We start from the raw sequence: 11,793 nt of genomic DNA, 5'->3' as shown, positions 1-11,793 counted from the left end.
GCTAGAGCAATATGTGTTTAGGTTGATGCGCCAGTGTCAAGATAAACACATGAAATTGCTCGCTAAAACAAAACTTAGAGCATCAAGCTAAAAGCTTGATGCTCTAGCCGGGCCTGTGGGAATCATCCCGCCGGTTGGTAGCAAGACATGTGAGTGATCGAGCTTGCGGCCGCACCGGCCCACACAATTGCCAACCTTCGAAAATCACCAAAATCAATCAATGAGTTGGACAAGGCGACCCTGAGATCTTGAGGTCCCGTTTTGACGGTCATGCTGCGCCTGCTTCGGGTTCAGTCACGTGGTCGAGAATATCAAAGTTACGACACCATCATTCTGCGATTATTGTTCGTCGTAAATGATTGGGTCAATCTAACTCCATTGCCTTGCTTAGTTGAAAAATCCGTGCCGCGGCCTGCCATTTGCTGCCTTCGGGCGCGTCAGGTAATGCCCTCTGGAATGCCCACATCAGCTTTTCCCACTCCTGGACGCGCGGGTTGTCAACCTCCATCGCGGCCATGTGCGCGAAGCTGAAATCCGGCCCTGTTTCCAGCAGCATCACCAGCCGGTCGCCATAACGCCAGATCGTCATGTCCTCCACCCCAGCTTCATGTATGTGGGCCAGCACCTCCGGCCATACCTGCCGGTGGTGCGCGTCGTACCGCGCAATCAACGCGGGATCATCCTTCAGATCCGGGACCAGGCAATGGCGTGTCGTCATGGAAGATCATCCAGCGCGCGGTCGAGATGCAGATAGCCGCCATCCACGCTCAGCCATTGGCCAGTGGTATGCCCGGCGCGCGATGAGAGCAGAAACACCACCGTATCCGCGATCTCTTGCGGCACCGTCATCCGCCGGCCGAGCGGTATATGCCGATTGATCTGCGCCAGCCTAGCCGCTGGATCGGGAAAGCGCGCCAGCCATCGCTCATAGAGAGGGGTCATCACCTCGGCTGGCAGAACGGCATTGACACGGATGCCATCTGCCGCGAGATCCGCGGCCCACTCACGCGTCAACGCCAGTACCCCGCCTTTGGCGGCGGTGTAGCCGCTGGTATGGCCCTGCCCGGTCAACGCTGTCTTGGAGGCGATGTTCACCACCGCGCCTTTCGTGGCGCGCAGATGTGGCAAGGCATGATGCGTCATACCATAGACGTGCAACAGATTCCGGCGCAGTGAGCCTGCAAACGCCTCGACGCCGGCCTCCAATCCAACGCCGTCATTCACCCCGGCATTATTCACCAGCCCGTCCAGCCTCCCATGGCGCGCCACCACACGGCCAATCGCGGCGGCGCAGGCGGCGTCATCATCCAGCTCCAACTGCTCGGCGCCATATTGCGCCAGCGTCGCGACCAATGCGGCGGGCGGTGCGACGCGGTCGAAAATCACTGGTACAGCGCCCTCTGCCGCAAGACATTGGCTGATCGCCGCACCGATGCCGGAACTCCCTCCGGTCACGATGAAAACCTTATTCGCGAGCTGCAAATCCATGGTCAAATTCCCCGGCCATCATAACAACTTTAGATTATAGACCTTGGCGGCATTGCCGCCGAACATTGCCGCGCGCTCCGGCGCGCTGTACGCAGCCATTGCTTCCGCCGCAAGCGAAACGACCTCCTGATATTCAGCCGCCAACGTGCAAACAGGCCAGTCACTGCCGAACAGTACGCGGGCTGGGCCGAATAATTCGATGACCGCACGGGCATAACGCAACAGATTCTGCCCACGCCAATTCTTCCAATCAGCCTCCGTCACCAGGCCAGACAGCTTACAGACGACATGCGGTAAGGCCGCCAGCCGTGCGAGATTGTCATGCCATGTCCACCACTCCCCTTCCGGGATCGCCGGCTTGGCGCAATGATCGACAATAATCCAGTGCGCATCGTGCCTGGCACAGAATTGGGCTGATCCTGAAAGCTGATGGGATTTCAGCAGAAGATCGAAGCTCTTACCCTGCCGCTGCAAGCGCTCCATGCCTTCATTGAAGGTCGCATCCGCCATGACCGCGGCTGGATCGGGCATCGCTTGCAAAACCGGCCGTAAGCCGCAAAAGCCCGGGTCTTCCGCCCAGCCCTCTAAACGCATGGAAAAATCCGGTGCGGTGAAATCCGCCCAGCCAACCACGCCCGCGACAGACGGATTGTCTCTCGCCAAGGCCAGTAGCCAATCGGTTTCTTCCGGCCGCGTGCGCGCCTGCACCGCGACGCTCGCATCAATCTCCGCCCCGCGCCGTAAAGTCTCCAATTCGGATGGCAGGAAATCCCGCTGCAAAACGCTCATACCACGCTCGATCCATGGCAGCTCCTGCGGATTGTAGCGCCAGAAATGCTGATGCGAGTCGATACGCTTCGCTCTTTCCACGGTAACCTCCAGAGACACGGATCCCAACCTATCCGCCCACCGCGGCGCCAGACGGTACAAAGCCTTCCAGCGACACATCGACGATGGCACCCCGTTTTGCCACCACCTGCCTCGCCAATTCATGGCCCCAGGAAAGGCAGGTGCTCGCATCCGCGCCCAAAATTACACCGGCCAGATAAGCGCCGTTGAAACTATCCCCTGCCGCCGTGGAATCCAACACCTGTCCGGCCGGGGCGAAACGCGGCAGCGCAATGGCTACGTCTTCCACGGCAAACGGCCCAGCTGCGGCGCGTTTCAGTGCGCCTTGCCGGCAACCGCAACGCCGCAGCCGAGCCAAAATCGCGTCCTCATCGACATCGCCGAACAATGCCATTTCGTCATCAATAGAAGGCAGCGCGATGTCCGTCAGATGCCATGCCTGGTCGATGGCCGCTTGCGCCGTCTTCAAATCCGCCCATAAAAGCGGCCGGTAATTGGAATCAAAGGCGACCTTGATCCCATGCGTGTGGCGCAGTCTGGCCACATGGCTGAGAAAGCGCCCGCGTACCGGCTCGGACATAATCGCCAGGCTGATGGCTGAGAAATAAAGGATTTTGCACTGGCCTAGCGGTTCAAATTCAGCTTCTGCCTGAAACAGCCTGCGCGCCGCCGAGTCCGCCCGCCAATAATAAAATGATCTCTCCCCGGCAGGATCGGTCTGCACCGCATAGATGCCGATATTGCGCTCAGGGTCGCGGCCAATGGTCTCGCAATTCAACCCTTCTGCTTGGGCGAGCCGAAAAAATCCGTCGGAGAGCGGGTCTTTGCCTATTCGCGTAAGATAACCCACCGCCCTGGGCGCATTAAGCACACGGCTGCAATAGATCGCAGTGTTGAAACTGTCTCCGGCGAAACCAACGGCGAAATCCGCTGCATCCTGACGGAGTTCAGCCATCGCCTCGCCCACGCAAAGAAGCTGCATCGTCCTCCGCGCCGCTTCATCAAACTCACCAAAGCGGCGCGTCATGCCCGCCATCTCTCCCGAATTGCAACCGCTGCAATTATGTATATTATGATTATGTACATTATGAGGCTGTTGCGTCTATGTCAATCACGCCTATTCTGCAATTCGGCACCAGCCGGTTTCTGCAGGCCCACGCGGATTTGTTTATATCGGAGGCGTTGGCCCACGGGCAGGCGCTTGGGCCGGTCAGCGTCGTGCAATCCAGCGGCAACCCCGACCGCGCAGAGCGGTTGTCGGCGCTCGCCAACGGGTATGTTGTGCGGATTCAAGGGGTGCGGAACGGCGCTCAGGTTTCGCACGAAACCCACGTGAACGCGATCACCCGGGCATTGGACACGCGTACGCAGTGGCCGGAAATCTGCGCCATTGCGGCGCAGGAGGCGCAGATCATCCTTTCAAATACAGGCGATTCCGGTTGGGTGCCGAAACCGGAGGACGATGCGCCCGGGTTTCATCAAGCCATGTCTTACCCCGCCAAATTAACGCATTTGCTCAATGCCCGCTTCCAGGCCGGCGGTCAGCGGCTGCAGATAATGCCAACCGAGCTGATCACCCGGAACGGCGAGCGCCTGCGCGAACATGTACTGGCACGAGCCGAACGTCTTTCAGCATCCTTCGCGGCATGGGTGGCGTCGGAGGTTTTGTTCGTGAACTCCCTGGTGGACAGAATCGTCTCCGCGCCGCTGGAGCCAGCCGGTGCGGTTGCTGAGCCCTACGCATTATGGGCAATCGAAGAATGTGACGGGTTGATCCTGCCCTGCACCCACCCAGCGATCCAGCTGGTGGACAGCCTTGCACGGATCGAGAAGCTCAAGCTGCATATCCTTAATCTCGGCCATAGCTACATGGCGGCCGGCTGGCTGGCCCGCGGCGGCGGCACAGAGGAAACCGTGCGTGACGTGATGGAGAATGAGGTTTTGCGCGCGGATATAGCTGACCTTTATGCGCGCGAGGTACTACCGGTGTTCGCCGCCGCTGGCTACCGTGAAGAGGCTGAACCCTACGCAGCCGCGACGCTGGAGCGCTTTGCCAACCCGTTTCTGGCCCACCGGCTCTCGGATATAGCCACTCATCACACCGAAAAACTGCAACGCCGAATCGGCGCGTTTCTAGATTGGGCGGCGTCATTGCAAACCAACATCGCGCAGCCGCGCCTGCGCACGGCGATGGCGGGCATAAAATGCAATTGACATCGGGGCGAAGTGACGACAAAAATGATTTTAATTATATCATACAATATATGACACAGGCGGCTGGTAAAGCCACGCCCTCGCCGGTCCGCATGGGCTGGCGCGACACGGGAAACACGTAATGAACGACAAGACCTTCCTCATGCAGCGCGGCGTCTGCGTCGAGCCGCACCGATTTGAATTATGGCCCTCGCCACTCCCGCTATCGGCGCCCGCGGGCTGGGCGCTCGTGGATATCGCGGCAATGGGCGTGTGCGGCACGGATTATCATATCTTCGAGGGGAAGCATCCTTATCTGGAATATCCGCGCGTGATCGGCCACGAGTTGAGCGGGAGGCTCGTGGAGGGGTGTGGCGGCATGGCCAAGGGCACGCTGGTGGTGGTCAACCCGTATCTCGCCTGCGGCGAGTGCCGCGCCTGCCGCAACAACAAACCAAATTGCTGCACACGGATCGAGGTTCTCGGCGTTCACCGCGATGGCGGGCTGTGCGCGCGAATCGCCGTACCGCAAGGCAATCTCTATCCAGCCGATGGCCTCACCGAGACCCAGGCGGCGATGGTGGAGTTTCTGGCCATTGGCGCGCATGCGGTCGCCCGCGCCGGGGATATTTTCGGCAGCCGGACGTTGATCACCGGCGCAGGACCTATCGGGCTTGGCGCCGCCTTGTTTGCCCGGCTTGCCGGGGCCGACGTGCATCTGCTCGATATCAGCGCCAAGAGGCTGCAAAAGGTAGGCGAGACATTCGGCTTTACGCATCTGCATCATGGGGCCACCCATCTCCTCCAAGGAGAGCGCGCGGATGGGTTCGACGTAATCTTCGATGCTACTGGCAATGCGCAAGCCATCGAGGCAGGCTTCGCGTTCTTGGCGCATGGCGGCACTTATGTGCTGATCAGCGTCGTCAAGGACCGGATCAGTTTTAACGACCCTGAGTTTCACAAGCGCGAAGCGCGGCTTATCGGCAGCCGCAATGCGCTGAAGGAGGATTTCATGCGCGTCATAGCGGCTATCCGTGCCGGACAGATCGATACCTCTGCATTACTCTCGGAGGAATTGCATATCAACGAGCTTGCCGCGCGGCTACCGCTATTAGCCAAGGACCGCGAAGACTTGATCAAGGCGATCGTATACCCATGAGCGCGCGCAAGGAGAAAATTCTACGCCTGCATCCGCGGGATAATATCGGCATCGCCTTGGCAGACTTGCGGCTCGGAGAAGAACTGGCCACTCAACCCGTGCCACGCGGCCACAAGATCGCCCTGGACCCCATCAAGCAGGGCGAAGTCGTGATCAAATATGGGCAGATCATCGGCAGCGCCACGGCAGATATCCCCGTTGGTTCGCATGTCCACACGCATAATCTCGGCATGGCGCAGGACCGCAATCAGGCTGGCCAGCCCCCCTCCCCGCCCGCCATCGCGCACGCCGGCACTGACACCTTCAACGGCTATGTCCGCCCTGATGGCCGCGTGGGAACGCGCAATTATGTTGGCGTCATGACCACGGTCAATTGCTCCGGCTCGGTCGCCCGATTCATCGCAGAAGATGCGCGCGGCTGCGGCCTGCTTGACGAATTCACCCATATCGACGGCATCGTGCCGATCACCCATAATACCGGTTGCGGTATGGCCGGGCGGGGTGAGGGTTACGACATGCTGCTGCGTACCCTGGCCGGATATCTGCGCCATCCCAATTTCGGCGCCATTCTGCTGGTGGGGCTCGGCTGCGAGGTGATGCAACTATCGGCGCTGACGGATATGCCGAACCTGCGTGACCCGACCTCCTTCCGATTCCTAACCATTCAGCAGAGCGGCGGCACCAGAGCAACGATCGAGGCCGCGCGCCCCATTCTGCGTGAACTCGCTGGTCTGGCGAATACGGCGAGGCGGCAACCCGTCTCCGCCGCTCATCTGACGATTGGCCTGCAATGCGGCGGCTCGGACGGGCTTTCGGGTATCACCGCCAACCCCGCGCTGGGCATTGCCTCAGACCTTTTGGTCGCACAGGGGGGCACCTCCATTCTTTCGGAGACACCAGAGATTTACGGTGCTGAACATCTGCTGCTGAACCGCGCCACCTCGCCGGACATTGCCGAGGCACTGAAGAGCCGGCTGGCCTGGTGGTCGGATTATTGCGCGCGCAATGGTGGCGAGATGGATAATAATCCGTCGCCCGGCAATAAGCGCGGCGGGCTGACGACAATTTTGGAAAAGTCCCTCGGCGCAGTGGCCAAGGCGGGCAGTGCCCCCCTGAGCGGCGTGTATCGTTATGCGGAACCTATCACCACGAAGGGCTTCGTGTTCATGGACAGTCCGGGCTATGATCCTTGCTCTGTAACCGGGCAGGTTGCTTCTGGGGCTAACCTGATCTTGTTTACCACCGGGCGCGGCTCGGTATCTGGCTACAAGCCAGTACCAGGCATCAAGCTCAGCACAAACAACGATTTATGGGCGCGCATGTCCGAGGATATCGACATAAATTGCGGCGACATCATCGATGGCGTGCCATTGGAGCAAAAAGGGGCGGAGATCTACCAGATGCTGCTCTCGATAGCTTCCGGTCAAAAAACAAAAAGTGAAAATCTTGGATTTGGTCTGGTGGAGTTCGTACCCTGGCAGATCGGCGCGACCATGTAAGCGCGCCGATCTTCAGATTATTTACTGCATTTTTTGCAGGTGGCGCGGCTCCCAGCTATCCGGCAGGGACCCTTTGATGATCAGGCTCAGCACGTCGTCCTTGTTCACATGCTCGATCTTATAGGTTCCAGCGTTGCAACCGCGATTCATCACCACCACTCTGTCACAGAGATTGAACACGTCATGCATGTCGTGGCTGACCAGGAGAATACCGATCCCCTCCTGGCGCAGTTGCTGGATGAGTGTGGCGACCATCGCTGTTTCCGAGGGGCCGAGCGCTGCTGTGGGCTCATCCATGATCAGAATTTTAACGTCGAAATAGATCGCCCGGGCAATCGCGATCACTTGGCGCTGCCCGCCTGAAAGCCTGACCACCGGGTCGCGCAGATTCTGGAAATTGGGGTTCAGCCGCGCCAGAATTTTTTTCGCCTCATTCAGCATCCGCTTGTCGTCGAGGTTACCCCAGCGCGTCTTTAGTTCCCTCCCAAGAAACAGATTAGCCGGGGTATCAAGATGATTTGCCAGCGCCAGCGTTTGATAGATCGTCTCGATTCTGTAATGGCGTGCATCTTGGGGAGAATGAATCTCCACCTCCTTCCCTCCAATGCGTATGCTGCCGCCACTTGGCTTCATCGCACCTGATAGGATTTTCATCAGGCAGGATTTGCCCGCGCCATTATGCCCGAGCACACCAACAACCTCACCGGGATACAAATCGAGCGAGACATTGTTGACGGCGCGCACGCCTCCGAAATGCTTTTCGATGTCGATCATTTCCACTATGGGCGTCATCGCCTTCAACCTTGTTTAGCTAAAGCAAAATATCGGATGGTGGCACATGCCGCCATCCGTCCTAGAAGCCTCAGTATAGAACGCTTTTAGCCTCGGGTGAATCGATGTTCGCCTTGGTAACCTTGACCACGCCGGTATCGACATATGAAGGTACTTTTTTTCCCGCAAGCAGGTCCATGATTGCCTTCATACCCTTTTCTCCCATCTGATAAGAACCTTGCACGAAGATGGCATCAAGCGTGCCATCCTTGATGAAGTTCTGCTCGTCCTCATTGCCATCAAAACCGATCGCCACGATTTGCCCGCTCTTGCCGGCCTGCTTGATCGCCCGCGCCATGCCCACCACCGTCGGCTCGTTGGCGCCGAAAATACCTTTCAGATCCGGGTTGGCGGCGAGTACATCGGTGGTCTGGTTCAGTGCCGTCGCCATCTGCGACTGCGAATAATAAGGACCAACAATACTGAGGCTCGAGTTGGCCTTTATATATTTTTCAAAACACCCTACCCGGCCGATCTCAGAACCAACACCGGGGACATAAGACATCACCGCGATCTTACCCTGCTTGCCGGCCAGGCTGATCATCTCTTGCGCTGCCATTTTTCCGGCGGCACAATTATCCGTGGAGAAAAAAGACTGATAATCGCCAGCCGCGGCTTTGCTCAGCTCGGAATCAATAATCACCACCGGAATACCGGAATCATAGGCCTGCTTGACCGCCGGCACGAGTGCGCTCGGATCAGACGGCGCCAGGATAATGCCCGCCACCTTCCGGTTGATTGCTGCATCAACCATGTTCACCTCGTCGGCCACGGCAGACTCCGAAGCTGGGCCTTCAAAGGTCATTTTGTATTTCGACTGTCCGGCTATGGCAGCTTCCGCTCCCTTGCGTACATTCTGCCAGTAATTTGAATTGGTCGTCTTGACGATGACCGCAATCTCCTGTGCCATCGCGAGCGCGGGTAAGGCACCGAGTGCGCATCCCAGCATGAGCGCCTTTAATGATTTTTTCATATCCCCTCCATTTTTACTGTTTTTAAAGATACTTTCCTAACCTGCGTTGCGACTTCTAAGCTGGTCGATATAGACCGCCATGATCACCACGAAGCCGATGATGATCTGCTGAATAAAGGAGGATATGCCCGCCATGTTCAGCCCGTTGCGTAAGATGCCGATGATGAAGGCGCCGATCATGGTGCCGGAAATGCCGCCCACGCCTCCCATCAGGGAAGCACCGCCAATGACGGCTGCGGCGATCGCGTCTAGCTCCGCCGCAACACCCTCATTCGGCTGCGCGGTAACGAGGCGCGACATCAGCACGATGCCAGCCACCCCCGCCAACGCGCCCGAGATCGCGTAGGTAATGATCTTGGTCCGGTCGACTTCCACCCCTGAGAGCCGCGCCGCTTCTTCGCTGGAGCCCACGGCGAAAATATGCCGGCCAAGCGAACGCCGGCGCAAGATATAAGCCCCGAGGAGTGCAACAGCGAGCAACAGCAGCGCGGGATAGGGTATTCCGGGAAAAATCAGACGCGGCAGGCCGTTTGCGCCACGTCCCAGAATGCGGAACAAAGCCCCGTTACCAAGAACGCCGAACGCGCTGCTCAGCCCGGAAACCGGTGCGGCGCCAGTCAGTTGCAGCGCCAGCCCGCGCGCGATCAACATCATGCCAAGTGTGGCGACAAAAGGCGTGATCCGCATCTTGGTGATGACGATGCCATTGCAGACACCGCACAGAGCACCAACGGCAACACCCACCAGCATGCCCGGCAGTACCGGCACGCCAGCCTTCACCGCCAGTCCCGCGACGGTACCGGACAAAGCCAGCACCGAGCCGACACTCAGGTCGATGCCACCAGTGATGATGACCATTGTCATGCCGATGCTGAGAAGCCCCAGCTGTGAGGTTTCCAGCAACAGCGTCATGCCATTCCCGACCGAGAAGAAGGCGGCATTTCCTAAGGAGAAGATAATAATCAGTGCGGCTAAAGTGCAGATGGCGGACAGCTTGTGGAACGCCTCGCCCGAGAGCCTTGAACGCAAATGCGCCACTGGCTTCCCGGCCATAAGAGCGAACATCAATTCCTCCGTTCTGTGTTCTATTATTAAATACCTTTATTGATGGAGATGGGATGCTGTCAAATGTTTTAATTCTTGGCGCTTTAAAAAACGAAGTCTAATAAAGCGCTTGATAGCAAGACGGGAGTTGATATGGCGCGGTCGGATGAACGGTTCAGAATTACATTTAACGCCGTACTTGACTTTGCCGCGACATTGCCCGCCGGGAGCAAGCTCCCCTCCGAACTCGCTTTGTCGGACCGATACGGCGTCAGCCGGACCGTCATCCGCTCCGTTCTGGCCCGGCTTGACGCGGAAGGACTAATCGATTGGTCCGGACGACAGAAGATACTGCGCCGCGTCCCCTCGGCTGCCGACCGTCTGGCGGTCCAGGCGGACCAGATCGTCGCCAGCGACCTCGAGCGGCAATTCCTCAATTGGATTTTGCGTTTCGACATTCCTCCTGGCGCACCGATCAACAGCGCCGAGTTGGCACGCAAATTTCACGTCACCGCGCATGGGCTGCAGGAATTCCTCGCCTCGCTCAGCCAGTTTGGGCTGGTCAGGCGGCGCGAGAAGGGCGGCTGGGAGATGGTGGGTTTTACTTTGGAATATGCGCTGGAGCTATCGGAATTCCGCACCATGCTGGAGTTGAACGCAATTGCCAAATTGCTCGAACTACCCTCAACTCATTCCATCTGGACGGCGCTGCGCGGGCTGAAGGCTGAGCATCTCTCGCTTAAGCGCGAGATCAGGACGCGTTTCCATGACTTCTCCCTGCTGGATGAGAAATTTCATACCGCCATCGGCGGTGTCGTACGCAACCGTTTTGTCGCATCCTTCCAGAAAGTCATCGCGCTGATTTTCCATTACCATTTTCAGTGGGATAAGCGTGATGAAAAGAGCCGCAATCTCGCCGCGATCAACGAGCATCTGCGCATCATCCGGGCGTTGGAACAGAGGGACGAGGCTGCCGCCCTGGAAGCGATGCGAAGCCATCTGAAGACCTCGGAGCTGACATTGGCCATGTCGATGCGCGATCATTCCTTCGTCTGAAATTATCAGAACCGCGCAACCTCGCCGCCCGATTTGACGCGCGCCACGGCGAGATCAGCCATCGTTGATGGCCGCGGTGAATGTGCATTTCACCGCGGCTCTGCAACATAATCAGGGAATGCAATCTTACTCTGTCATAAACTTCGATATTTGAAACTTTGTCGGCGGCATAGGCAACGTGGCAGGGTGCGGGCGATAGCGCGGCCGATGGCGATACGGACGGAAGTGATTGAGTTTTTGATGTGGCGCTCAGGCCGGATTGGAAGATCCGCGAGATCGATAATTTTGGGGAATGGAATGTTTTTCGACGCGAGGGGTATTATTTGGTCCCGAGGGGAAGTCGCCTCCCTCTCGGAGATCAGGAATCCGTAGGCTGCAATGCAGAGTGTGGCGTGATGATGGAATCCGCGCCAGCCTCGGCCTTCATAATGGCCAAGACCGAGTTCCTGCTTGAGGCCATGGTAATCGCTCTCGATGCGCCAGCGGGTAATCCCCCCTGAAATTAAGGGGCTTGATAAGTAGAATTTTCTCGGCAGATTACACGAGGAGATTTTCATGAAGACGTCGAGATATAGCGAGCCCCAGATCCTTGCGATTTTGCGCCAGGCGGAGGGCGGTGTTCCGGTTTCGGAACTGTGCCGCGAACTTGGGATGAGCGATGCCTCCTTTTACAAATGGCGTGCCAAATATGGCGGGATGGC

The 11,793-nt window shown here is 58.1% G+C and carries 12 protein-coding genes and 1 pseudogene; 5 read left to right on the top strand and 8 right to left on the bottom strand.

Going from position 1 to position 11,793, the window contains the following annotated elements:
* Positions 1-364: 364 nt before the first annotated feature.
* The 4 genes from MXAZACID_RS00790 to MXAZACID_RS00775 are packed head-to-tail and all read right to left on the bottom strand — an operon-like array spanning position 365 to position 3,364.
* Entirely contained in the window at positions 365-718 is a 354-nt protein-coding gene (locus MXAZACID_RS00790; RefSeq protein WP_008492088.1) for an L-rhamnose mutarotase, read from the bottom strand.
* Positions 715-1,488 carry an SDR family oxidoreductase gene (locus MXAZACID_RS00785; protein ID WP_008492087.1) on the bottom strand — a complete coding sequence of 258 codons (774 nt, stop codon included), beginning with the start codon at positions 1,486-1,488 and terminating at the stop codon, positions 715-717. The genes MXAZACID_RS00790 and MXAZACID_RS00785 overlap by 4 nt, the downstream gene beginning before the upstream one ends.
* Positions 1,489-1,506: 18 nt before the next feature.
* Positions 1,507-2,376: an amidohydrolase gene (locus tag MXAZACID_RS00780; RefSeq protein ID WP_205619712.1), complete on the bottom strand. Its 870-nt coding sequence runs from the start codon at positions 2,374-2,376 to the stop codon at positions 1,507-1,509.
* Between the two features lie 10 nt (positions 2,377-2,386).
* A complete protein-coding gene (locus MXAZACID_RS00775) occupies positions 2,387-3,364 on the bottom strand; it encodes a sugar kinase (RefSeq protein WP_205619711.1) in 978 nt (325 codons plus the stop codon).
* A gap of 77 nt (positions 3,365-3,441) precedes the next feature.
* Between MXAZACID_RS00775 and MXAZACID_RS00770 the strand changes: the two genes are divergently transcribed.
* The 3 genes from MXAZACID_RS00770 (at position 3,442) to MXAZACID_RS00760 (ending at position 7,188) form a co-directional block, all read left to right on the top strand.
* Positions 3,442-4,551 carry a D-mannonate oxidoreductase gene (locus MXAZACID_RS00770; protein WP_008492082.1) on the top strand — a complete coding sequence of 370 codons (1,110 nt, stop codon included), beginning with the start codon at positions 3,442-3,444 and terminating at the stop codon, positions 4,549-4,551.
* A gap of 121 nt (positions 4,552-4,672) precedes the next feature.
* Entirely contained in the window at positions 4,673-5,689 is a 1,017-nt protein-coding gene (locus MXAZACID_RS00765) for a zinc-binding alcohol dehydrogenase family protein (RefSeq protein WP_008492081.1), read from the top strand.
* Positions 5,686-7,188 carry a UxaA family hydrolase gene (locus MXAZACID_RS00760; protein ID WP_008492080.1) on the top strand — a complete coding sequence of 501 codons (1,503 nt, stop codon included), beginning with the start codon at positions 5,686-5,688 and terminating at the stop codon, positions 7,186-7,188. Before MXAZACID_RS00765 ends, MXAZACID_RS00760 begins: the two co-directional genes overlap by 4 nt.
* Positions 7,189-7,209: 21 nt before the next feature.
* Here MXAZACID_RS00760 and MXAZACID_RS00755 read toward each other — a convergent pair whose 3' ends face one another.
* The 3 genes from MXAZACID_RS00755 to MXAZACID_RS00745 all read right to left on the bottom strand — a co-directional run bounded on the left by MXAZACID_RS00755 (position 7,210) and on the right by MXAZACID_RS00745 (position 10,057).
* The gene (locus MXAZACID_RS00755) at positions 7,210-7,962 is read right to left on the bottom strand and encodes an ATP-binding cassette domain-containing protein (RefSeq protein ID WP_008492079.1); all 753 of its coding nucleotides are present in this window, start codon (positions 7,960-7,962) and stop codon (positions 7,210-7,212) included.
* 88 nt (positions 7,963-8,050) lie between these two features.
* The gene (locus MXAZACID_RS00750; RefSeq protein WP_008492078.1) at positions 8,051-8,992 is read right to left on the bottom strand and encodes an ABC transporter substrate-binding protein; all 942 of its coding nucleotides are present in this window, start codon (positions 8,990-8,992) and stop codon (positions 8,051-8,053) included.
* Positions 8,993-9,028: 36 nt separating this feature from the next.
* On the bottom strand, positions 9,029-10,057 hold the full coding sequence (locus MXAZACID_RS00745) for an ABC transporter permease (RefSeq protein WP_144052596.1): 1,029 nt from the start codon (positions 10,055-10,057) through the stop codon (positions 9,029-9,031).
* A gap of 132 nt (positions 10,058-10,189) precedes the next feature.
* Between MXAZACID_RS00745 and MXAZACID_RS00740 the strand changes: the two genes are divergently transcribed.
* The gene (locus MXAZACID_RS00740) at positions 10,190-11,092 is read left to right on the top strand and encodes a GntR family transcriptional regulator (protein ID WP_039884632.1); all 903 of its coding nucleotides are present in this window, start codon (positions 10,190-10,192) and stop codon (positions 11,090-11,092) included.
* 249 nt (positions 11,093-11,341) lie between these two features.
* Here MXAZACID_RS00740 and MXAZACID_RS19935 read toward each other — a convergent pair.
* Positions 11,342-11,577: pseudogene (locus MXAZACID_RS19935) on the bottom strand (IS701 family transposase); the annotation flags it as partial.
* Positions 11,578-11,647: 70 nt separating this feature from the next.
* Between MXAZACID_RS19935 and MXAZACID_RS00730 the strand changes: the two are divergent.
* A partial coding sequence (locus MXAZACID_RS00730; protein ID WP_008492074.1) for an IS3 family transposase occupies positions 11,648-11,793 on the top strand: 146 nt, incomplete at its 3' end.

Origin of the sequence: Acidocella sp. MX-AZ02 (assembly GCF_000306035.1) — a bacterium.
Taxonomy (GTDB): Bacteria; Pseudomonadota; Alphaproteobacteria; order Acetobacterales; family Acetobacteraceae; genus Acidocella; species Acidocella facilis.
The sequence above is the reverse complement of the archived record's forward strand: the minus strand, read 5'-3'. Positions and strand labels throughout refer to the sequence as shown.

Coding starts and splice junctions, on each gene's coding strand:
- MXAZACID_RS00790 (WP_008492088.1), bottom strand. CDS start 718: ATGACGACACGCCATTGCCTGGTCCCGGATCTGAAGGATGATCCCGCG.
- MXAZACID_RS00785 (WP_008492087.1), bottom strand. CDS start 1,488: ATGGATTTGCAGCTCGCGAATAAGGTTTTCATCGTGACCGGAGGGAGT.
- MXAZACID_RS00775 (WP_205619711.1), bottom strand. CDS start 3,364: ATGACGCGCCGCTTTGGTGAGTTTGATGAAGCGGCGCGGAGGACGATG.
- MXAZACID_RS00770 (WP_008492082.1), top strand. CDS start 3,442: ATGTCAATCACGCCTATTCTGCAATTCGGCACCAGCCGGTTTCTGCAG.
- MXAZACID_RS00765 (WP_008492081.1), top strand. CDS start 4,673: ATGAACGACAAGACCTTCCTCATGCAGCGCGGCGTCTGCGTCGAGCCG.
- MXAZACID_RS00760 (WP_008492080.1), top strand. CDS start 5,686: ATGAGCGCGCGCAAGGAGAAAATTCTACGCCTGCATCCGCGGGATAAT.
- MXAZACID_RS00755 (WP_008492079.1), bottom strand. CDS start 7,962: ATGATCGACATCGAAAAGCATTTCGGAGGCGTGCGCGCCGTCAACAAT.
- MXAZACID_RS00750 (WP_008492078.1), bottom strand. CDS start 8,992: ATGAAAAAATCATTAAAGGCGCTCATGCTGGGATGCGCACTCGGTGCC.
- MXAZACID_RS00745 (WP_144052596.1), bottom strand. CDS start 10,057: ATGTTCGCTCTTATGGCCGGGAAGCCAGTGGCGCATTTGCGTTCAAGG.
- MXAZACID_RS00740 (WP_039884632.1), top strand. CDS start 10,190: ATGGCGCGGTCGGATGAACGGTTCAGAATTACATTTAACGCCGTACTT.